Source organism: Belnapia sp. F-4-1 (assembly GCF_000802185.1).
Taxonomy (GTDB): Bacteria; Pseudomonadota; Alphaproteobacteria; order Acetobacterales; family Acetobacteraceae; genus Belnapia.
Genome location: NZ_KN676113.1, coordinates 1,615,980 through 1,635,279, shown reverse-complemented (window position 1 = coordinate 1,635,279; position 19,300 = coordinate 1,615,980). Strand labels below are relative to the sequence as shown.

Annotated in this window: 15 protein-coding genes; 8 read left to right on the top strand and 7 right to left on the bottom strand. The window is 72.9% G+C overall.

Translation table 11 applies throughout. From position 1 onward, the window contains the following. Positions 1 to 66 precede the first annotated feature (66 nt). The 3 genes from LH62_RS07915 to LH62_RS07905 are packed head-to-tail and all read left to right on the top strand — an operon-like array spanning position 67 to position 2,308. Entirely contained in the window at positions 67 to 540 is a 474-nt protein-coding gene (locus LH62_RS07915) for an ureidoglycolate lyase (protein WP_052213927.1), read from the top strand. After that, entirely contained in the window at positions 540 to 1,466 is a 927-nt protein-coding gene (locus tag LH62_RS07910; protein WP_043360465.1) for an allantoinase PuuE, read from the top strand. Before LH62_RS07915 ends, LH62_RS07910 begins: the two co-directional genes overlap by 1 nt. Then, positions 1,463 to 2,308, top strand: a complete 846-nt coding sequence (locus LH62_RS07905) for a peptidase (RefSeq protein ID WP_043360462.1) — start codon at positions 1,463 to 1,465, stop codon at positions 2,306 to 2,308. The genes LH62_RS07910 and LH62_RS07905 overlap by 4 nt, the downstream gene beginning before the upstream one ends. 69 nt (positions 2,309 to 2,377) lie before the next feature. On the opposite strand, the gene prfB is transcribed toward LH62_RS07905, so the two are convergent. Then, a protein-coding gene (gene prfB, locus LH62_RS07900) for a peptide chain release factor 2 (RefSeq protein ID WP_144404646.1) occupies positions 2,378 to 3,509 on the bottom strand; the annotation gives its coding sequence in 2 pieces (ribosomal slippage) (positions 2,378 to 3,439 and positions 3,441 to 3,509; 1,131 coding nt in all). A gap of 158 nt (positions 3,510 to 3,667) precedes the next feature. Here prfB and LH62_RS28165 point away from each other — a divergent pair. The 3 genes from LH62_RS28165 (at position 3,668) to LH62_RS07885 (ending at position 7,066) form a co-directional block, all read left to right on the top strand. Next, positions 3,668 to 5,227 (top strand): DUF1800 domain-containing protein, encoded by a 1,560-nt coding sequence (locus LH62_RS28165; protein WP_052213925.1) that lies wholly within the window; start codon positions 3,668 to 3,670, stop codon positions 5,225 to 5,227. An 11-nt stretch (positions 5,228 to 5,238) separates the two neighbouring features. Continuing rightward, positions 5,239 to 6,453, top strand: a complete 1,215-nt coding sequence (locus LH62_RS07890) for a DUF1501 domain-containing protein (RefSeq protein ID WP_052213924.1) — start codon at positions 5,239 to 5,241, stop codon at positions 6,451 to 6,453. A 241-nt stretch (positions 6,454 to 6,694) separates the two neighbouring features. Beyond that, positions 6,695 to 7,066 (top strand): hypothetical protein, encoded by a 372-nt coding sequence (locus LH62_RS07885; RefSeq protein ID WP_144404419.1) that lies wholly within the window; start codon positions 6,695 to 6,697, stop codon positions 7,064 to 7,066. A gap of 107 nt (positions 7,067 to 7,173) precedes the next feature. On the opposite strand, the gene LH62_RS07880 is transcribed toward LH62_RS07885, so the two are convergent. Together LH62_RS07880 and LH62_RS07875 are read right to left on the bottom strand one after the other, a co-directional pair. Further along, positions 7,174 to 9,723 carry a penicillin-binding protein 1A gene (locus LH62_RS07880; protein WP_082012413.1) on the bottom strand — a complete coding sequence of 850 codons (2,550 nt, stop codon included), beginning with the start codon at positions 9,721 to 9,723 and terminating at the stop codon, positions 7,174 to 7,176. A gap of 96 nt (positions 9,724 to 9,819) precedes the next feature. Further along, positions 9,820 to 10,968, bottom strand: a complete 1,149-nt coding sequence (locus LH62_RS07875; RefSeq protein ID WP_043360454.1) for an N-acetylmuramoyl-L-alanine amidase — start codon at positions 10,966 to 10,968, stop codon at positions 9,820 to 9,822. Positions 10,969 to 11,832: 864 nt separating this feature from the next. On the opposite strand from LH62_RS07875, the gene LH62_RS07870 reads away from it, so the two are divergent. Further along, the gene (locus LH62_RS07870; protein ID WP_043360451.1) at positions 11,833 to 14,835 is read left to right on the top strand and encodes a ribonuclease E/G; all 3,003 of its coding nucleotides are present in this window, start codon (positions 11,833 to 11,835) and stop codon (positions 14,833 to 14,835) included. A 66-nt stretch (positions 14,836 to 14,901) separates the two neighbouring features. Here LH62_RS07870 and LH62_RS07865 read toward each other — a convergent pair whose 3' ends face one another. Next, the gene (locus LH62_RS07865) at positions 14,902 to 16,107 is read right to left on the bottom strand and encodes an MFS transporter (RefSeq protein ID WP_043360448.1); all 1,206 of its coding nucleotides are present in this window, start codon (positions 16,105 to 16,107) and stop codon (positions 14,902 to 14,904) included. Then, a complete protein-coding gene (locus LH62_RS07860; RefSeq protein ID WP_043360445.1) occupies positions 16,104 to 16,805 on the bottom strand; it encodes a helix-turn-helix transcriptional regulator in 702 nt (233 codons plus the stop codon). The genes LH62_RS07865 and LH62_RS07860 overlap by 4 nt, the downstream gene beginning before the upstream one ends. Before the next feature lie 97 nt (positions 16,806 to 16,902). On the opposite strand from LH62_RS07860, the gene LH62_RS07855 reads away from it, so the two are divergent. Beyond that, a complete protein-coding gene (locus tag LH62_RS07855; protein WP_043360443.1) occupies positions 16,903 to 17,253 on the top strand; it encodes an antibiotic biosynthesis monooxygenase in 351 nt (116 codons plus the stop codon). Between the two features lie 5 nt (positions 17,254 to 17,258). On the opposite strand, the gene LH62_RS07850 is transcribed toward LH62_RS07855, so the two are convergent. Beyond that, the gene (locus tag LH62_RS07850) at positions 17,259 to 17,996 is read right to left on the bottom strand and encodes a DUF4189 domain-containing protein (protein ID WP_043360440.1); all 738 of its coding nucleotides are present in this window, start codon (positions 17,994 to 17,996) and stop codon (positions 17,259 to 17,261) included. A gap of 119 nt (positions 17,997 to 18,115) precedes the next feature. Further along, the gene (locus tag LH62_RS07845; RefSeq protein WP_043360437.1) at positions 18,116 to 19,297 is read right to left on the bottom strand and encodes a pyridoxal phosphate-dependent aminotransferase; all 1,182 of its coding nucleotides are present in this window, start codon (positions 19,295 to 19,297) and stop codon (positions 18,116 to 18,118) included. Between the last annotated feature and the right edge of the window lie 3 nt (positions 19,298 to 19,300).

Genomic DNA, 19,300 nt, shown 5'->3' with positions numbered 1-19,300 from the left:
GGAACCCCCTTCCGTTCCACGCTCCGTGCGGACATGCTGAGCGCGACCAAGCACAGGTGCCGATTGATGATCCTGCGGGCCGAACCCCTGACCTCCGCCGCCTTCCTGGCCTTCGGCGAGGTGATCGAATGCCCGAGCATCGCGGGCCGCACCTATTTCGAGGATGCGCTGGCCAATCTCCGCCCGCATGCCCGGCCGAGCCTGTCGCTGACGGTGAAGGACAAGCCCGCCACGATGCCGCTGCGCTCCACGAAGATGGAGCGGCACGAGTACTCCTCGCAGAGCTTCATCCCGCAGCAGGCCGGGCGCTGGCTCGTCATCGTCGCCCCGCACGACAAGTCCGGCGGCCCCGACATGGCCCGCGCCCGCGCCTTTCTCGCCGGGCCGATGCAGGGCGTTACCTTCGGCGCCAATGTCTGGCACCACCCCTTCACCGTGCTCGACGCGCCGGCCCGCTTCGTCATCACCATGTGGCGCGACGGCTCCAAGGGCGACGAGGAATTCGTCGAGGTTCCCGAATTCACCGTGGAGCTGCCCTGATGGCCTACGAGGTCCGGCGCGACTTCACCGGCTACGGTGCCAACCCGCCCGACCCGCAATGGCCGGGCGGCACCAAGCTCGCCGTCAACTTCGTCATCAATTACGAGGAAGGCTCCGAGCCCTCCATCGCCCTGGGGGACGGCTACACCGAGACGGGCCTGACCGAGGCCGGCGCCGCGCGCCAGGTGACCAAGGGCCGCGACCTCGCCGCCGAGGGCATGTTCGAATATGGCAGCCGCGTCGGCTTCTGGCGGCTGACGCGGCTGTTCCAGGAGCGCGGCCTGCCGCTGACCATCTTCGGCTGCGGCCTGGCGCTCGAGCAGAATCCCGAGGCCTGCGCCGCCATCCGCGCCGCCGGCTACGACGTCTGCAGCCATGGCTGGCGCTGGGTGAAGCATTTCGAGCTGTCGGAAGCGGAGGAGCGCGACCACATCGCCCGCGCCGTCGCCAGCATCGAGCGCACCACGGGCGAGAAGCCCGCCGGCTGGTACTGCCGCTACGGACCGAGCGAGAACACCCGCCGCCTCGTCGTCGAGCATGGCGGCTTCCTCTACGACAGCGACTACTATGGCGAGGAGCTGCCCTTCTGGCTGACCGTCGAGGGCAAGCCGCAGCTCGTCGTGCCCTATTCGCTGACCAACAACGACGGCAAGTATTCCGGCTGGATGGGCACCAGCGACCAGTGGTTCTCCTATATCCGCGACGCCTTCGACATGCTGCTCGCCGAAGGCCGCGCCGGCCGGCCGAAGATGATGTCCGTCGGCCTGCACCAGCGCCTGATCGGCCACCCCGCCCGCGCCATGGGCCTGCAGCGCGTGCTCGACCACATGCTGCAGCAGAAGGATGTCTGGATCACCCGCCGCCTCGACATCGCCCGCCACTGGGCCGCCACCCACCCCTATCCCGGCCGGGGCCTGAACGAATGACGCCGCTCATCGTCGCCCTTGGCGAGCGGCGCTACCGCATCGAGCGCCCCTGGGGCGACCTGCCGGAGGGCCCCGGCCGCATCAGCGACGTCGCCTGCGACGCCGCCGGCAACGTCCTCGTCCAATACCGCACGGACCCCTATGTGGACCCGGCGGCGCCGGCGATCATCGTCCTCTCACCGGAGGGCCGGCGCATCGGCGCCTGGGGCGCCGGCGAGGTGGCGGACGGGCACATGGTTTCCGTCCACCCCGATGGCCGCGTCTTCGTCGTCGACCGCGACGCGCATGAGGTCATCATCTTCTCGGCCGAGGGCCGTCGGCTCGGTGCCCTCGGCAAGCGCCACGCACCGGGCGAGCCTTTCAACGCCCCCTGCGACATCGCCTTCGCCCGCGACGGCAGCAGCTATGTCGCCGATGGCTACGGGAATTCGCTCGTCCATCGCTTTGCCGCGGACGGCACCCCGCTCGGCGCCTGGGGCCGGCCCGGCCAGCGCGGTGGCGAGTTCACCACGCCACATTCCGTCTGGGTACTGGGGGATGGCCGGGTGCTGGTGGCGGACCGGGAGAACAACCGCGTCCAGGTCTTCACCCCCGAGGGCGTGCATCTGCTCGACGTGCGCGACCTGCACAAGCCGATGGACGTGCATGGCGGCCCGGATGGCAGCTTCTACGTGACGGACCAGACCCCCCGCCTCAGCCAGTTCAACCGCGAGGGAAGGTTGATCGGCCGTTGCCGCCCCGTGCTGAACGGGGCGCATGGCATGTGGTGGGAACCCCGCAGCGGCGTGATCTACCAGAGCGAGCAGAACCCCAACCGCTTGACCCGCTTGGTCCCGATCTAACTCGAAGGGTCCAGAGACCCTTCGGCCCATGGCGGGAGGAGCTCGGGGAGGGCAGCGCCCTCCTCAACCCTACCTTGCCGCCGCCGACGCCTCCGACCGTGTCGCGCCCACGCGCGCCGCCAGCGCCGCCGCCATGAACTCGTCGAGGTCGCCGTCCAGCACGGCGGCCGGGTTGCCCTTCTCGACGTTGGTGCGCAGGTCCTTCACCAGCTGATAGGGCTGCAGCACGTAGTTGCGGATCTGGTGGCCCCAGCCGATGTCGGTCTTCCCCGCCTCGATGCCCGCCGCCACCGCCTCGCGCTTCGACAGCTCCAGCTCGTACAGCCGCGCCTTCAGCATGTTCATGGCGATGGCGCGGTTCTTGTGCTGGCTGCGGTCCTGGGTCGAGGCCGCGACGATGCCCGTCGGGATATGGGTGAAGCGCACCCCGGATTCGGTCTTGTTGACGTGCTGCCCGCCGGCGCCCGAGGCGCGGAAGGTGTCGGTCTTGATGTCGGCCGGATTGATCTCGATCTCGATCTTGTCGTCCACCACCGGGTAGACATAGACGCTGGCGAAGCTCGTCTGCCGCTTGTCGTTGCCGCCGAAGGGGCTGATGCGGACGAGGCGATGCACCCCCGTCTCCGTCTTCAGCCAGCCATAGGCCGACGGCCCGGTCACCTGCAGCGTCGCGGACTTGATGCCCGCCTCCTCGCCGTCCGACTGTTCGGTCAGCGCCACCTTGTAGCCATGCTGCTCGGCCCAGCGCTGGTACATGCGCAGCAGCATCTCGGCCCAGTCCTGCGCCTCGGTGCCGCCGACGCCGGCATTCACCTCGAGATAGGCGTCGTTCTGGTCGGCCTCGCCGGAGAGCAGGCCTTCGATCTCGCGCCGCTTGGCCTCGGCGGCCAGCGCCTGGAGATCGGCGACCGCGGCATCGGCCGTCGCGGCATCGCCCTCCGCCTCGGCCAGCTCGATCAATTCCAAAGCATCGGCGACGGCCTGCTCCATCCGCCGCACGCCCTCGGTCTGGTCGGCGAGGCGCGAGCGTTCCCGCATCAGCTTGTTGGCGGCCTCGGCATCGTTCCAGAGGCTCGGATCTTCCGCCCGGGCGTTCAGCTCATCGAGGCGGCGAAGGGCGGCATCCCAGTCAAAGATGCCTCCTCAGCAGGGACACCGAAGCGGTGATCTGCTCGTTCAGGGATTCTGCATCAGCGCGCATGGCCGGGCGATAGGCCAAGCCGCGCCCCCTGTCCAGGGGATGCAGATGAATGCCGCATGGAAGGGAAGTTCATTCGACCTTGGACCTACCCTGGGTGTAGCATCCATGGGATGGACACGGCCCCCCTCGCGGGCCGCGCAGGGAGGGCCCGCCCGGCCATGACCGCCGCGCCGATCGACCTCGCCACCGCCCACCGCATCCTGGCACGCGCCGCCTATGGCGCCCGGCCAGGCGAGGCGGAGGCGCTGGCCCGCACCGGCCTCGCCGCCTGGCTCGACCGCCAGCTCGCCCTGCCGGCCGAGGAGCCGGCGGTGGAGGCGCGGATCGACGGGTTGCTGATCCCCATCCGCTACGCCGCCGGCCCCGGCGAGCAGATCCTCGATGAGCGCCGCCCGCCGGTGACCCTGCGCCAGTCCCAGGCGGAGCGCTGGCGCCTCGGCGAGTTCCGCCGCGAGGTCCGCATCCCCGGCGCCGAGCGCGACCGCCCGCGCCTCGAGCTCACCCTCGTCACCCTGCTCCGCAGGACCGCCGCGGAGGCCCAGCTCCGCGAGCGCCTTGCCGAGTTCTGGCACGACCATTTCAACGTCGCCTTCCAGGCCGATGGCCGCGTCGCCGCCTCGCTGCCCGACCACGACCGGCGCATCCGCGAGCACGCCCTCGGCTCCTTCCGCGCCCTGCTGGAGGCGATGGCCACCAGCCCGGCGATGCTCGTCTACCTCAACAACCAGAGCTCCCGCGCCGGCGCCCCCAACGAGAACTACGCGCGCGAGCTGCTGGAGCTGCACACGCTCGGCCGCGCCGCCTACCGCGGCAGCGCCCGCAGCGGGCGGGACGTGCCGCGCCTCCCCGATGGCCGCCCCGCCTTCTATGTCGATGCCGATGTCTGGGAGGCCGCCCGGGCGCTGACCGGCTGGAGCGTCGCCTCGGGCCAGGCCTTCGACGGCGCCCGCGCCCTGCCGCGCACCGGCGAATTCGCCTATGTCGCCCAGTGGCACGACCCCTACCAGAAGCATTTCCTCGGCCAGGATCTCGACCCCTTCGCCCCCGCCATGGCGCATGGCCGGGCGGTGTTGGACGCGCTCGCCGCCCATCCGGCGACGGCGCGCTTCCTCTGCACCAAGCTCAGCCGCTTCCTGCTCGGCGACCCGCCCCCCGCCGCCGCCATCGCCCGTGCCGAAGCCGCCTGGACGCGCAGCCTCGGCCGCGACGACCAGATCGCCCGGACGGTGCGGGCTCTGCTGACCGGCCCCGAGGTCCTGGACCCGGCGCTCGACCGCACCCGCCGCCCGGTCGATGTCATGGCCGCGGCGGTTCGTGCGCTCGACATCCCGTTCACGCCCAATATCGCGCTGATCGGCCAGCTCGCCATGGCCGGGCAGCTTCCTTTCGGCTGGCCGCCGCCAGATGGGCAGCCGCTGGATGCGGCACCCTATCTGGGCGCGACTGCGTTCCGGGCGCGCTGGGGCATGCTGCTCAACCTCGCCCGCAACGGCAGCGGCACCGGCCTCTCGCCGCATTACGCAGACCTCGCCAGGGCTCCGGTCGATACCGTCTCCCATCGCCTCGCCACGCTGTCGCTCGGCCCTGCCGGCGCGCCAGTGGCCGAGACCGTCGCCGGCGTCTGGGCCGCCGCCGGCCGCAGCCCCCGCCCGGCGCCGAACGAGGTCGCCGAGCTGGCCGGCTGGGTGCTCAGCGCCCCCGCCTTCCAGACCGCCTGAAGGAGAAGGCCATGCCCATCCTGCTCGGCCGCCGCCACCTGCTCCGCGCCGGCCTCGGCGCTGCCGCACTGCCCGGCCTCCGCAGCCTCGCCTTCGCCGAGCAGCAGGGCGCCCCGCTGCTCGTCCTCGTCAACCTGCGCGGTGGGATGGACGGGCTGCACGCCCTTTCGCCCGCGGACGACGCCGATTTCGTGGACCAGCGCGCGGAGAGCCTGCGCAACCCGACCGCCGGCCCGCAGGCCGGCCTCCGCCTCGACGCGTCCCCCAGCGTGGATTTCCGCCTGCACCGCGAGGCCGCGCCCCTGGCCGAGATCTGGCAGGACCGCCGCATGGCGATCTGGCCCGCCGCCGGCGTGCCGCAGGCGACCCGCAGCCATTTCGAGGCCCAGGCGATGATGGGCCTCGGCCAGGGCCTCCGCGCCGAGCGGGGCGGCGGCACCGGCTGGCTCGCCGCCTGGGCCGCCGGCGCCGCCCCTGCCGGTGCGGCGGTCACCGCCCTCTCCGCCCAGGGCGGGCTGGCGCCGGAACTGATGGGCGGGCAGCACAGCCTCGCCATCGCCGGGCTCGGCGATGGCCTGTCATCGCCTGGCGGGGCCTTCGGCGACGCCATGCTGGAGGCGCTCTACCGCCACGGCCACGGCGCCGCCGCGGCGGCCGGGCAGGACGCGCTGGCCGGCCTCCGCAGCATCGACCAACTGCTGCCGCGCGATGCCGAGGGCAAGCTGCTCGCCTACGCCCCCGTCGCCGGCGTGGATTACGGGCCGGGCCGTGAATTCGGCCGGGCGCTGGCCGTCGTTGCCCAGACCGCGAAGCTGAACCCCGCCCTCATCGCCGCGACGGTCGATCTTGGCGGCTGGGACACGCATGAGGCCCAGCCGGGCCGCTTCGCCGACCGCATGCGCGTGCTCGCCCGGGGCTTGGGCGCCTTCGATGCCGACATGGCCGGCCTGCCGCGGCGCTGGACCGTGCTGGTGGCGAGCGAATTCGGCCGCCGCCTCCGCTCCAACCGCAGCAGCGGCACGGATCACGGCCGGGCGGGAGTGATCCTTGCCTTCGGCCGGGGCTTCGGCCTCGGCCACCGCTTCGGCGACTGGCCCGGCCTCGCCCCGGAGGCGCTGGACGAGGGCGTCGACCTGCGCGTCGCCACCGACTACCGCGCCGTCTTCCGCACCGTCATCGCCGACCTGGCGCCGGGCGCCCCACCGCCACCCTTTGCCCGGGGCTGAGGCGAGGGTGGACGGCTCCCGGCGCTCCTGAGGTGTTGCCAGGGCGAGGATGGAATGCTATAGGTATTTGATCCTAGATAGCGCATGATCGGTCCATCGCCGCAGCCGCTTCCGGGAACTCTTCGCATCACCAAGGCAAGCATTGCCGAAGCAATACCAGCCTTCCGCACGGCCCACGGCCTGGTCGAGGCCAGAAACTCCGCTGCGCCTCATTCGATAAGAGGGGGCCAGGGAGAAAATCATGCCGAATGGAATACCGGATTCTGCCTTTTACTGGACCTTTGCATCGCCGGCCGGAGACCAGTGGACCGGGGTGACGGTTGCCGACGAGCCCTATGCCGAACTGGGCCAGATATTCTCCTCGCCCTATGGGCCGGAATACGGGACCTACACCATCACCGACGTCTTCGACTACGGCGCGGAAACCGGCCAGCCGGAGGGAGTGACCTGGGTGTCCAGCTACTTCGACCCGATCACCGGCGGGGTGTACCAACCCTACTATTACAGCCAGGGCCTGCCCGGCACGCTGTCCGGCCTGGGGACGGAGGTGGACTACGTCCTCGTTGACGGCGGCTGGAACGATTTCGGCCAGGGCGGCTATCTTCTGGCCTGAGGCCCGGCGCGTGGCAGCCGCCTAAATCCTTCAAACCTTCAGGACGCGCCGCAATCCTCAAGCGGATCAACCACTTGCCTGCGCCGCGCTTGAGCAATTGAGGCGGGCTAGTAGAGCCCGCCCAACCCCCGGTCCAGCCCCACGGCCGTTCCCCGTGCCGGATCCTCCTCCGGCGGCCGGGCCGCATTCTCCGTGCCCGGCCGGAAGGCTTCCATGATGGTCTGGCCGTTGTTGGCCTGCATCCGCACCAGCGCCACGCCCGGCGGCGCGCGGAAGGGCACGGCCGGGCTGCCGCGCAACGCCGCCTCCAGCACGTCATGGAAGACCGGCGCCGCATTGCCGCCGCCCGTCTCGCCGTTGCCGAGGCTGCGCGGCTCGTCGAAGCCAAGCCACACGGCGACGACGATGTCCGGCGTGAAGCCGACGAACCAGTTGTCGACATAGTCGTTGGTCGTGCCGGTCTTGCCTGCGATCGGCCGGTTGAGGCCCTTGCCCGCAGCGGTGCCGGTGCCCCGCTGCACCACGCCGGTCAGCAGGTTGACCATCTGGTAGGCTGCGATCGGGTCGGTGATCTGCCGGCGGTTGTCCACCAGCTCCGGCGGCCCGGCCTGCGGGCCCGTTGCCGCGCAGGACTCGCAGGCGCGCGTGTCGCTGCGCCAGATCACCCGGCCGCGCTGGTCCTGCACGCTGTCGATCAGCGTCGGCGTCACCTCGCGCCCGCCATTGGCGAAGGCGGCATAGCCCGCCGCCATCCGCAGCACCGTCGATTCGCCCGAGCCGAGCGACATGGCGAGGTAGCGCGGCATGTTGGGGATGACACCGAAGCGCGCCGCCGTTTCCGCCACCTTGTCCATGCCGACCTCCTGCGCCACGCGGATGGTGACGAGGTTCAGCGACTTCTCGAGCGCGGTGCGGATGGAGACATAGCTGTTGGTGACGCCGTCGCCGTAATTGCCCGGCCGCCAGATGCCCTGTGGCGTGTTGATCTCGATCGGCGCGTCGAGGAAGCGCTGCGTCGGCGGAATCCCCGCTTCCAGCGCCGGCAGGTAGACGAAGGGCTTGAAGGAGGAGCCGGGCTGCCGCTGCGCCTGGGTCGCGCGGTTGAACTGGCTCTTCTCGAAGGACCAGCCGCCGGCCATGGCGAGCACGCGCCCGGTGCTGGGGTCGAGTGCGACGATGGCGCCTTCCACCTGCGGGATCTGCCGCAGCGCCAGCCGCTCCGGCCGCGCCGGCGCGCGGCCCTGCGCCGGCTGTCCCGGCTGCCCCGGCTGCACCTCGACGAGGACGACATCGCCCGGCGCCAGCACATCCTGCATCCGTCGCGGCACGGGGCCGAGCCGCCCCTCGCCGAGTGCCCGCCGCGCCCAGCTCGCCTCCTCGATCGGCATAGCGCCGGTGCGTGGCTGCGCCGGCCCGCGCGGGTCCGGCCGCTCGATCCAGCCGAGCCGCGCCTCGCGGTCGCGCACCTCGAGCGCCACGGCGAGCTTCCACTCGGGCGGCGTGCCGCCCGGCCGCTGGGCAGCTTCCAGTGCCGGCAGCCACTCCGTCGCGCTGGCGGAGATCTTCGCCACCGGCCCGCGGAAGCCGCCGCGCCGCCGGTCATAGCCGAGCAGCCCGGTGCGCAACGCGCCCTCGGTTGCCGCCTGCAGGGCCGGGTCGAGGCTGGTGCGGACGACGAGGCCGCCCGCCGTCGTCTGCTCCGGCCCGAAGCGCGTCGAGAGCTCCCGCCGCACATCCTCGGTGAAGTACTGGCCGACCGGCAGCACCTCCGGCCGCCGCACCGGACGGGGGACGATGGGCTCGGCCTTCGCCGCCGCCGCCTCGGCCGGGGTGACGGCGCGGTCTTCCACCATGCGGTCGAGCACCCAGTCACGCCGTGCGCGGGCCGCCTCGGGGAAGCGCATGGGGTTGTAGTTGTTCGGCCCCTTCGGCAGCACGGCGAGGAAGGCGCTCTCGCCCAAGGTCAGCTCGTCGAGCCCCTTGTTGAAATAGGCCTGCGCCGCGGCTGCCACGCCGTAGGCCTGGTAGCCGAGGAAGATCTCGTTGAGGTACAGCTCGAGGATGCGGTCCTTCGGCAGCGTCTCCTCGATGCGGATGGCGAGGATCGCCTCGCGCAGCTTGCGGGTCAGCGTCCGGTCGGCGCCGACCAGCATGTTCTTCGCCACCTGCTGGGTGATGGTCGAGGCGCCGCCGAGCCGCCGCCCGCTGCCGTAATTCTCGACGGCCGTCAGCACCGAGCGCAGGATGCCGATCGGGTCGACGCCGTGGTGCTCCCAGAAGCGCTGGTCCTCGGCGCTGACGAAGGCCGCCTGCAAGTGCTTTGGAATCGCCTCGATCGGCACGAAGACGCGCCGCTCGGTGGCCAGCTCCGCCAGCAGCCGGCTGTCGGCGGCATAGATGCGCGACATCTGCGGCGGCTGGTAATCGGCCAGCCAGCGGTAGTCGGGCAGGTCCGCCGCCACTTGGCGGTAGAGCCCGTAGCCGGCCACCGCGCCGCCTGCCCCGCCGACGGCCAGCAGCATCAGCAACCCGCCGAAGACGCCACGAAAGGGCGTCCGCCGCCGGCGCTTCTTCTCCCGGGGCGGCGGGTCGCGTGGCGGTGGGGGCGGCGGCGCGACGTCGAGGGTGGGCTCGGGGCGGTAATCAGGCGGCGACATGGCGGTCCCAATACAGCGTCGCGGAGCGGGCGGCCACGCAACCAGGCGAGATATAGGCCCCCGGCCCGCCGGCACCACGCAGAAGTGCGGCCTGCCTCAGCCGGCCGCCACCAGCGCGCCGGAGGTGCCGAGGAAGCCGTGGATCGCCTCCGCCAGCGCCGTGGCGACCTGGGCCCGGTGGCTCGCCCGGTTCAGCGCCGCCTCGTCTTGCGGGTTGGACAGGAAGCCCATCTCCACCAGCGCCGCGGGCACATCGGGCGCCTTCAGCACGACGAAGCCGGCCCGCCGGTGGGTGTTCGGCAGCAGCGCGACCCGGTCCTCGAGCGAATCCACCACCAGCCGCGCCATGCGCTCCGAGCCGGAGCGCGTTTCCTGCCGGATCAGGCTGAGCAGGATGCGCTGCACCTCGGGCGAGACGCTCGGCAGGCGGAGGCCGCCATTGCGGTCCGCTTGGTTCTCCCGCTGCGCAAGCCGGGCCGCCAGGCTGTCCGTCGCGGTCTCGGAAAGGGTGTAGACGCTCGCCCCCCGCGCCCCCGGCGCGCTGTCCGCATGCAGCGAGAGGAAGAGCGCCGCCTCCCGCCGCCGCGCCATCTCCACCCGGCTGCCGAGCGGGATGAAGACGTCGCGCCCACGGGTCAGCGCCACCCGGCAGCGGCCGGCGGCTTCCAATTGCCGCTTCAGCTCCAGCGCCGCGGCGAGGGTGATGCGTTTCTCATGCGTGCCCTGGCCGCCGATCGTCCCCGGGTCGCGTCCGCCATGCCCGGCATCGAGCATCACCAGCGGCAGGGTGCCGCGCGGCGGCAGGGCGGCGGTGGCGAGCGGCCGGCCATGGGCGATTCGGGAGAAGCCCTCGGCCGGCCCGGGCCGCAGCCGGATGACGAGCTGACCGCGCGCCACCGCCACCTCCGGCGCCGCCACCGGCCCGGCCAGCGCCAGGATGAGCGTTTGCGTGCCGCCGCTGCCTTCGCGCCGCGCCTCGGTGACGAGGCCGGCGCCAGCCAGCCGGTCCGGGCCGCGCCAGCGCTGGTTCGGCAGTTCGATCACAAGCCGCGCCGGGCGCAGCGTGGCGGAGACGCGCCAGGCGATGCCCGGCCCGATGGGCAAGGTCAGCCGCGTTTCGCCCCGCGCCGCGCTGAGCCGCGCCTGCGGCGCCGCCGCCTCGGCGAGGCCGGGTAGAATCAGTCCTGCGGCGCCGGCGATCAGCCCGCGCCGCCCCAGCCGAAACCGGCCATACCCCTCGGTCATCGATGCCACGCCCCCCAGCGTTGCGGCGGCAATCTAGCCCCTGGCCGATACCGGGTGAAGCCGCATCGCCGGGCATTGCCCGCTTGTGTGGCGTCGTTATGACCAGAATACGGGCGATGCTACCCACGGTGGTTCAGATGACGGCCGCGTCAGCCTTGTGGAAGCCAAACCCCTCCCTTATGGTGCCTTGCCCCGGCGGCGCCCGCTGCCGGCGGAGGATGACGGCGCTTCTGCGCCTGCAGGCCATGGACCGGATCGGTCCGCAGGGTCGGCGGTGCGGTTCGCGGCAGTCCGGCATGGGGGGCAGCAGCCGCCCTCGCGTTTCGCCGGGCCGCCACCCGCCACGGTCCCCCGACAGGCCCCTGGGTCCGCCCTGGGGCATGGCGTCGGTGGGGCTGCCCGGGACGCCGCCTTCGTCGCCATGCGGGACGTGTCGCGTGCGGACCCTTGACGCCCCATCCCAACCCTTCGGGACGTCCCTGGTGCAAGCGTGGCCGACGTCGCCCCAGCCCCGCCCCGCGGGTCTGGCACCGGGGGCGCGAACCCTGGGGTGCCGCCCCGGGCCGATGCCTTGCGCCGCACCCGGCGCGGCGGCAGCCCGGGCCCCGGCCCCCGCCGGAGGAGGATGGATGGGCGCATGACGCGCGTGCCCTGCCCCCGCGATTGGCCGCCACAGGCGGCGATCAGCGGGAGGATGCAGGTCACTAGGATCGAAGCCCGGTGGACCGGAGAGGAGGGCCACCAACGTGTGGCCCCCCGCTCCGCGACAGCGGGCCGCGTCGCGCCATCCCTCGCTTTCGGGTCACGCCACCCCGATCCGCCGCGCCGCACCATCGTGCCGCGCGGCGCGGAGCCACCGCTTCGATGACAAAGCGCATGCTGATCGACGCATCCCACGCGGAAGAAACCCGCGTGGTGGTGCTGGACGGCACCCGGCTCGAGGAATTCGACCTCGAGGCCGCGAGCCGCCTGCCCCTCAAGGGCAATATCTACCTGGCCAAGGTGGTCCGGGTGGAACCCAGCCTCCAGGCCGCCTTCGTGGAATATGGCGGCAACCGCCACGGCTTCCTCGCCTTCAGCGAGATCCACCCCGACTACTACCAGATCCCCGTCGCCGACCGGCAGCGGCTGATCGAGATGCAGGCCGCCGAGGCGCGCGAGGAGGAGGAATCGGAGGAGCGCGAAGCCGCCCTCGCCGATGCCCTGGAAGCCGCCGCCGTCGAGCCCGAAGCGGCCCCCGAGGCCCCGCCGGCCGAGGCCGTCGCCCCCGAGGCGGAGCCGGTTGCCGAACTTGCGGCGGAGCCGGTTGCCGAGCCTGCGGCAGAGGCGTCCACGGCTGAGGCGGAACCGGCCGCCGAGCCTGCGGCGGAGCCGCCCTTCCCCGAGGCGGATGCGCCCGCCGCAGCGGAGCCGGCCGCCGAGCCTGCTTCCGGCAGCCCCATCGAGATCGCCGCCGAAGCCCGCTTCGAGGCCGCGCCCGCCCCGGGTGAGGGCGACCAGCCCGAGCTTCCGGTCGCCAACGGCGTCCTCCCCAACGGCCATGACCACCAGGCCACTGCCGCCGATGAAGACGGCGAGGAAGACGAGGACGGCCCCGCCCCCGAGACCATCGGCGGCGAAGGCCCCGAGGAGGTTTCCCGCGAGCGGCGCATCCCGCCTCGCTTCCTCCGCCACTACAAGATCCAGGAGGTCATCCGCCGCCGGCAGATCATGCTGGTTCAGGTGGTGAAGGAGGAGCGCGGCACGAAGGGCGCGGCGCTCACCACCTACATCTCGCTCGCCGGCCGCTTCTCCGTGCTGATGCCGAACTCGCCCCGCGGCGGCGGCGTCTCCCGCAAGATCACCTCCGTCACCGACCGCAAGCGCCTCCGCGAGGTGATCGACGAGCTCGGCCTGCCGGGGGGCATGAGCCTCATCGTCCGCACCGCCGGCGCGCAGCGGCCGAAGCCCGAGATCCGGCGCGACTGCGAGTACCTGCTGCGGCTCTGGGACAACATCCGCGACCGCACCATGGCGTCCACGGCGCCCGCACTGATCTACGAGGAAGCGGACCTCATCAAGCGCTCGATCCGCGACGTCTATGCTCGCGACGTGGAGGAAATCCTCGTCGACGGCGAGGACGCCTTCCAGGAGGCGCGCGAGTTCATGCGCATGCTGATGCCGCAGCATGCCCGCAAGATCCAGCTCTTCCGCGACGGCGGCCTCTTCGCCCGCCATCAGGTCGAGGCGCAGCTCGATGCGATGCACTCGCCGATGGTCCAGCTCCGCTCCGGCGGCTACCTGGTCATCAACCAGACCGAGGCGCTGGTCGCCATCGACGTGAACTCCGGCCGCTCGACGCGCGAGCGGCACATCGAGGACACGGCGCTCCGCACCAACCTCGAGGCGGCGGACGAGATCGCGCGGCAGCTCCGCCTGCGGGATCTCGCCGGGCTCATCGTCATCGACTTCATCGACATGGAGTCGGCCAAGCACGACGCCATGGTCGAGCGCCGGGTGAAGGAGGCGCTGAAGCATGACCGCGCCCGCATCCAGGTCGGGCGCATCAGCCATTTTGGCCTGCTGGAGATGTCGCGCCAGCGGCTCCGCCCCTCGCTGACCGAGACCACCTTCGTCACCTGTCCGCATTGCCAGGGCCGCGGCCAGGTCCGCAGCCTCGAGAGCAGCGCCTTGCAGGTGCTGCGCGGCATCGAGGAAGAGGCGGCGCGCCGCCGCTCCGCCGAGATCTGCGTCCATGTCGCCTCGCAGGTCGCCTTCTACCTGCTGAACCGGAAGCGCGAGCGGTTGCAGGCGATCGAGGCGCGCTTCGGCATGTCCGTTGTCTTCGAGCCGGACGACACGCTGATGCCGCCCGCCTTCCGGCTGGAGCGGCTGCGCGCCGCCGAGCCAGGCCGCATCCCCGAGGCGCCCAGCGCGCTCCGCATGGACTACGCCCCGGAACCCGAGCCGGAGCCCGAGGCGGAAGCCGAAGCCGAGGCCGAGGCCGAGGAAGCCGTCGAGGCCGCCGCGCCGGCCGAGGCCAGCGAGGCCGAACGCGCCGAGGCCGAGCGCCAGGGCGAGCGCCGCCGCCGCCGCCGTCGCCGTCGCGGCAATGGCCAGCGGGGCGAAGGCGCCCAGGCGAACGGCCAGGCCGAGGGCGACAGCGAGGAGGAAGGCGAGGGCGAGGAGGAGCAGGCCGAGGCGCCCGCCGCCGCCGAGGCTCTGCCCGAGGCCATCGCCGTCGCCGAGGCTGTCGCCGTCACGGAGGAGCCTGCCGAAACGGCAGGCCAGCCCGATGCCGAGGGCGAGGGCGAGGCCGGCCGCGATGGGCCCCGCCGCCGCCGTCGCGGCCGCCGTGGCCCGCGTGCCGGCACCCCGCGCGAGGGCGAGGAGGCTGCCCCGCAGGAGGCCGAGCCGGCCCCGAAGCCGCGCTACACCGGCCCGACCCCGGCCGACCCCTTCGCCGGCCATGTGGACGACATCATGGCCGCGATGGAAGCCGCCGAGGCTGCGGCCGAAGCCGCCGCCGCGGCCCGCCGCTCGGCCCGCGCCGCGCCGCCGCCGGCGCCCGAGCCGGTGGCCGAGCCCATACCCGAGGCGCCCGTCGCCAGCGAGCCGGCCGCCGAAGTTGCGCCTCCGCCGCCGGAGCCGGAGGCGGAAGCCGCTCCGGTTGTGGAAGCGCCTGTCATGGAAGCGCCTGTCGCCGACGCTCCGGTCGCCGCAGCCCCTGAGCCTGCTCCCGAGCCGGCGCCGGAACCCGTCGCAGCCGAGCCCGCCCCGGTGTCGGAGCCGGAACCCGAGGTGGTGCAAGGCCCCGCCATCCAGCCGGTCAGCGTCGATGCGCTGGATGAGGCGGCGCCGAAGCGGCGCGGCTGGTGGCGGCGATAAGCCAGGATCGAGGGGGGCAGACCCCCCTCGATCTCCTGCCACCAAAGGGCCGGGGGCCTTTAGGGATCAGCGCCGAGGTGGTGAATCGGCGCCGGTCAGGTAGCCGGCGAGGCCCAGGGCCAGCGCGCCCGCCAGGGTAGCGAAAGCCACGGGCCAGGCCGTGCCGGCCGGGGCGGCCGCCACGGCCCAGCCGGTCATCGCCGGCAGCGCGGCGCTGCCCAGCGTCTGCGCCAGGTTCACCGTCGTCGCCCCGCGCCCGACCAGATGGTCGGGGAAGAGCGACCGCCCCTGCGCCACCACCACCACCGGGTAGCAACTCATCAGGCAGAGCAGCACCAGCAGCCCCGCCGCCACCGGCAGCGGCGCCTGCGGCCAGAGGGCGAGCGCCAGCAGCACCAGCACCGCGCCACCCGCCATCCCCGCCACCAGCCATTTCCGCGTGTTCAGCCGGCGCTCCAGCGGCCCGACGCAGAGCAGGCCGAGCACCAGCGCCAACCCCATCGCCCCGAGCACCGCGCCGCGTGGGCCAGGAGCCAGGCCGTGCACCTCGGAAAGATAGGGCCCGGCCCAGACCGCCAGCACCGTCGCCATCGCCGCATAGCCGACCAGATGCATCGCCAGCACCGGCAGCAGCCCCGGCGTGGTCCAGACGGTGAGCTGGCCGCGCAGGGCCCCGGCCAGCGTCTCGTGGGGCTGCGCCGGTGCCGGACGGTCCGGCGGATCATCGCGGACCCAGCCCCACCACAGCGCGGCAAGGCCGAGGGTGAGCGCGGCCGAGAGCGCATAGGCCCCGCGCCAGCCCAGCAGCGAGGCGGCCCAGGCGAAGGGTGCGCCGGCCAGCAGGATGCCGATCTGGCTGAAGGCGAAGACCCGGGCGAGGGCTGTCGTCAGCCCCTCGCCGGCATGCCAGCGGGCGCAGAGCACCACGCTCGCCATGAAGGAGGCGGCGCAGCCGAGGCCGAGCAGGAAGCGTCCGGCGAGAAAGAAGCCTGCATCCGGCGCCAGCCCCTGTGCCAGTGCTCCCGCCGCCGCCGGCAGGCTGAGCGCGGCGACGGTCAGGCGCGGCCCGAGGCGGTCGAGGGCCAGGCCGACCGGAATCTGCAGCACCAGCAATGCCAGGAAGAAGGCGCCGTTCGCCGCGCCGAGCAGCCCCGGCCCGGCGCCGAGGTCGCGCGCCAGCTCCGGCCCGATGACGCCGAGCGCGGCGCGGTGGAACTGGCTGGCGCTGGTCATCAGCGTCAGCGCCAGCAGCAGGCGCGCGGCGGGGCTCATGCGGCGATGCCGAGCGCCTCGCCGAGCCGCCGCGCCCCTTCCGGCGTCAGGCGCAGGCGGCGGCGGGCGAGCGGGTCGCCCTCCCGCTCCGCCGGGATGCGGGTGAGCCAGTGGCGGCGTAGGCAGCAGGCGGCGATCTCCCGGCCGAGGCCGCCGGCGAGATGGGCGCGGCGCTCCGACCAGTCCATGCAGTCGCAGGCGAAGCGCCGGGCGGCGCGGGCTGCGTCGAGGTCGACGCCCATGGCGGCGAGGCCGACCTCGCCCGCCGCCGTCACCACCCAGCCCCCGGCGGTGGGGGCGATCCAGCTCCGGCCGGTCAGCCCCGCATGCAGGGCGACGCCGAGGCGCCCGGCCAGGTGGTCGTAGCAGAGGCGGGCGGTGCGGAAGGCCTCGCCATGCGGCCAGCGTCGCGCAGGAGAGACGGCTTCGGTGAGGCCGCCGAGGGTTTCCAGCATCGCCGCCACCTCCTCCGAGGCCAGGCGGTGATAGCGGTGCCGCCCTTGCGGATGGACGGCGATCAACCCTCCCTCGACGAGGCGGCCGAGATGCGCGCTCGCCGCAGGCGCCCCGATGCCGGCGACGCGGGCCAGCTCGCCGGCCGTCAGCGCCTCGCCGGAGAGCAGCGCCGTCAGCATGGCGGCCCGGGCCGGGTCGGCGAGGAGGACGGCGGTGGCGGCGAAGGCGGCGGGGCTGGTCATGACGCCAAGCCTAGCGCGGATCGTAAATCGGCGCTTCGCCGCCGGGCGAAGGACAGGCGGCGCGCGGCATGGCAGGGTCGGCCCTGGGAGGACCCGCATGATCGCCGTTATCTTCGAGGTCGAGCCGGCCGAGGGCCGCTTCGACGAGTATCTGGACCATGCCGCCCGGCTGAAGCCGGAGCTGGAGAAGGTGCCGGGCTTCATCTCGGTGGAGCGCTTCCGCAGCCTGACCAACCCGGCAAAGCTGTTGAGCCTTTCCTTCTGGGAGGATGATGCGGCGGTCGCCTGCTGGCGCAACCACGACCTCCATCGCAGCAGCCAGGCGGCGGGGCGGGCAGGCATCTTCGCCGGCTACCGGCTGCGCGTCGCCGCGGTGCTGCGCGACTATGGGATGGCGGAGCGGCGCGAGCAGGCACCGGCCGACAGCCTCGCCCTGCACGGCTGGTAAGGGGTTCAGCCGCCGCAGCCGCTGGCGACGACCTCGCAGGCGGCGCTGCGGTCACGGGTGCCGCAGCTGGCCATCGCATGGCTTTCCGCCGCCTCGCGCGTGGGGCCGGAGCCGCCGGCGGCGAAGGTGATGGTGTAGGTGCTCGGATCGGCGGTGCGGACCAGCCCGTTGCTCCGCCGCGCCTGCGCCACGGCACCGCAGCGGTCGGTGATTTCCAGGGCGAGGCGGCATGCGGTGCCCTGCGCCTGGCAGCGCCGCTCCGCCTGGCCATGGGCGGCGATGCGATCGGCCATGCCATAGGTAAGGCCGAAGCTGCTGCTGGGGGCCGGGGCGAGGTAGACGGCGCCGCTCCGCCCGCCCGCGCCCCCAGGTCCCGCAAGCGCCGGCGGCACCGGCGCGGCGGCGAGGCCACGGACCTGCGGCGTGTAGGGACCGTTGCCGATCGATCCGAGGCGTTGCCCGGTCGGGCCGCGCAGCGCGGCGTAGTTCGGATCAGGGGCCGATACGCTGCGGCCGGCGAAGGCGGTCTGGCCGCCACTGCGCTGGAAATTCTGCCCGGCGACGCAGCGGATCAGGCAGGCCTGCACCGGCGCCGGATTGGTGCGGATATTGGCCGAGGCGGCCTCGCAGCTCCGGGTGCAGGCGGGGGTTGCCGTGGTGATCTGCGCCTTGGCCAAGGCGGGAGCAAGCAGAATGCCGAGCACCACGTCCCATATGGCGAGGCTGCGGAACGGCCCTGGCATGCGGTTTCCCCGTGATGCGCCGATTTCGGCGGACGGGCGCGTCCCACCCGACCTGGCCAGCACGGGTAAGGTTTTATCAACTTATTGGATATATCCATTAACGCAATAACGCGGGGTCGTTACCTTTGGAGGAAGCGGGCGATCCGTGCTGGCGCCGCCGCCATCTCCGGCTCCGGCCCGCAATAAGAGAAGCGGAGGAAGCGTCCGCCCCGCGCCGCGTCGAAATCGACACCGGGCGTCGCCGCGATGCCGGCCTCGGCCAGCAGGCGGCGGCAGAATTCCGGGCTGTCATTGGTCAGGTGCCCGACATCCGCCCAGAGGTAGAAGGCGCCATCGGCGGGAGAAAGCCGGTCGAGCCCCGCCGCCGGCAGCTCGGCCAGCAGCGCGGCGCGGTTGCGGGCGTAGCGGGCGAGGTTGGCCTCGAGCTCCGGCCGGCAGGCGAAGGCGGCCTCGGCTGCCACCTGCGCCACATGCGGCGCATTGATGAAGAGGTTCTGCGCCAGGCATTCCACCGGACGGACCAGGTCCTCCGGCAGCACCAGCCAGCCGATGCGCCAGCCGGTCATCGAGAAGTATTTCGAGAAGCTGTTGACGACGACGGCGCTGGTGGAATGGGCGGCGGCCGTGCGCTCCTCCACCGTGCCGTAGGTCAGGCCGTGGTAGATCTCGTCCGAGATCAGCCGCACCCCCTCCGCCTCGCACCAGCGGGCGATGGCGATGAACTCCTCGGCCGGCAGCATGGTCCCGGCCGGGTTGCAGGGGCTGGCGAGGATCAGCCCGGCGGGGCGGGGGTCGAGCGCCTCCAGCATGGCGAGCGTCGGTTGCCAGCGCGTCGAGGCGTCGCAGGGCAGGATCTGCGGCCGCATGCCGAGGGCGGTCAGGATGTTGACGTAGGGCGGGTAGTAGGGCGCCGCCATGGCCACCGCATCGCCCGGGTCGAAGGCGGCGAGGAAGGCCAGCGGAAAGGCGCCCGAGGCGCCCACCGTCACCGCGATCCGCTCCGCCGGCACCGCCGTGCCGTAGCGCTCGGCGTAATGCGCGGAGATGCGCTCGCGCAGGGAGCGGAGGCCGAAGGCTTCCGTGTAGCCCATGGGCGCCCCGGCCTCGAGCGCCGCCACCACCGCCTCGGCCGCGCCGCGCGGGGCGCCGGTGCCGGGCTGGCCGACCTCCATCCGGAGGATGCCGAGCCCGTCGGGGAAGGCGCCGGCGGGAAGCACCGCCGCCCGCGCATTGGCGGCGGCGATGACATCCATCACCAGGAAGGGCGGTGCCGCGGCCCCGCGGCCGACCTTGAGGGCCATGGC

Bases quoted from the DNA above. Each gene is read 5' to 3' on its own strand.
- LH62_RS28165 (WP_052213925.1), top strand. From the start codon at position 3,668: ATGACCGCCGCGCCGATCGACCTCGCCACCGCCCACCGCATCCTGGCA.
- LH62_RS07845 (WP_043360437.1), bottom strand. From the start codon at position 19,297: ATGGCCCTCAAGGTCGGCCGCGGGGCCGCGGCACCGCCCTTCCTGGTG.
- LH62_RS07875 (WP_043360454.1), bottom strand. From the start codon at position 10,968: ATGACCGAGGGGTATGGCCGGTTTCGGCTGGGGCGGCGCGGGCTGATC.
- LH62_RS07890 (WP_052213924.1), top strand. From the start codon at position 5,239: ATGCCCATCCTGCTCGGCCGCCGCCACCTGCTCCGCGCCGGCCTCGGC.
- LH62_RS07870 (WP_043360451.1), top strand. From the start codon at position 11,833: ATGACAAAGCGCATGCTGATCGACGCATCCCACGCGGAAGAAACCCGC.
- LH62_RS07915 (WP_052213927.1), top strand. From the start codon at position 67: ATGATCCTGCGGGCCGAACCCCTGACCTCCGCCGCCTTCCTGGCCTTC.
- LH62_RS07850 (WP_043360440.1), bottom strand. From the start codon at position 17,996: ATGCCAGGGCCGTTCCGCAGCCTCGCCATATGGGACGTGGTGCTCGGC.
- LH62_RS07860 (WP_043360445.1), bottom strand. From the start codon at position 16,805: ATGACCAGCCCCGCCGCCTTCGCCGCCACCGCCGTCCTCCTCGCCGAC.
- LH62_RS07880 (WP_082012413.1), bottom strand. From the start codon at position 9,723: ATGTCGCCGCCTGATTACCGCCCCGAGCCCACCCTCGACGTCGCGCCG.
- LH62_RS07905 (WP_043360462.1), top strand. From the start codon at position 1,463: ATGACGCCGCTCATCGTCGCCCTTGGCGAGCGGCGCTACCGCATCGAG.
- LH62_RS07910 (WP_043360465.1), top strand. From the start codon at position 540: ATGGCCTACGAGGTCCGGCGCGACTTCACCGGCTACGGTGCCAACCCG.
- LH62_RS07865 (WP_043360448.1), bottom strand. From the start codon at position 16,107: ATGAGCCCCGCCGCGCGCCTGCTGCTGGCGCTGACGCTGATGACCAGC.
- LH62_RS07855 (WP_043360443.1), top strand. From the start codon at position 16,903: ATGATCGCCGTTATCTTCGAGGTCGAGCCGGCCGAGGGCCGCTTCGAC.
- LH62_RS07885 (WP_144404419.1), top strand. From the start codon at position 6,695: ATGCCGAATGGAATACCGGATTCTGCCTTTTACTGGACCTTTGCATCG.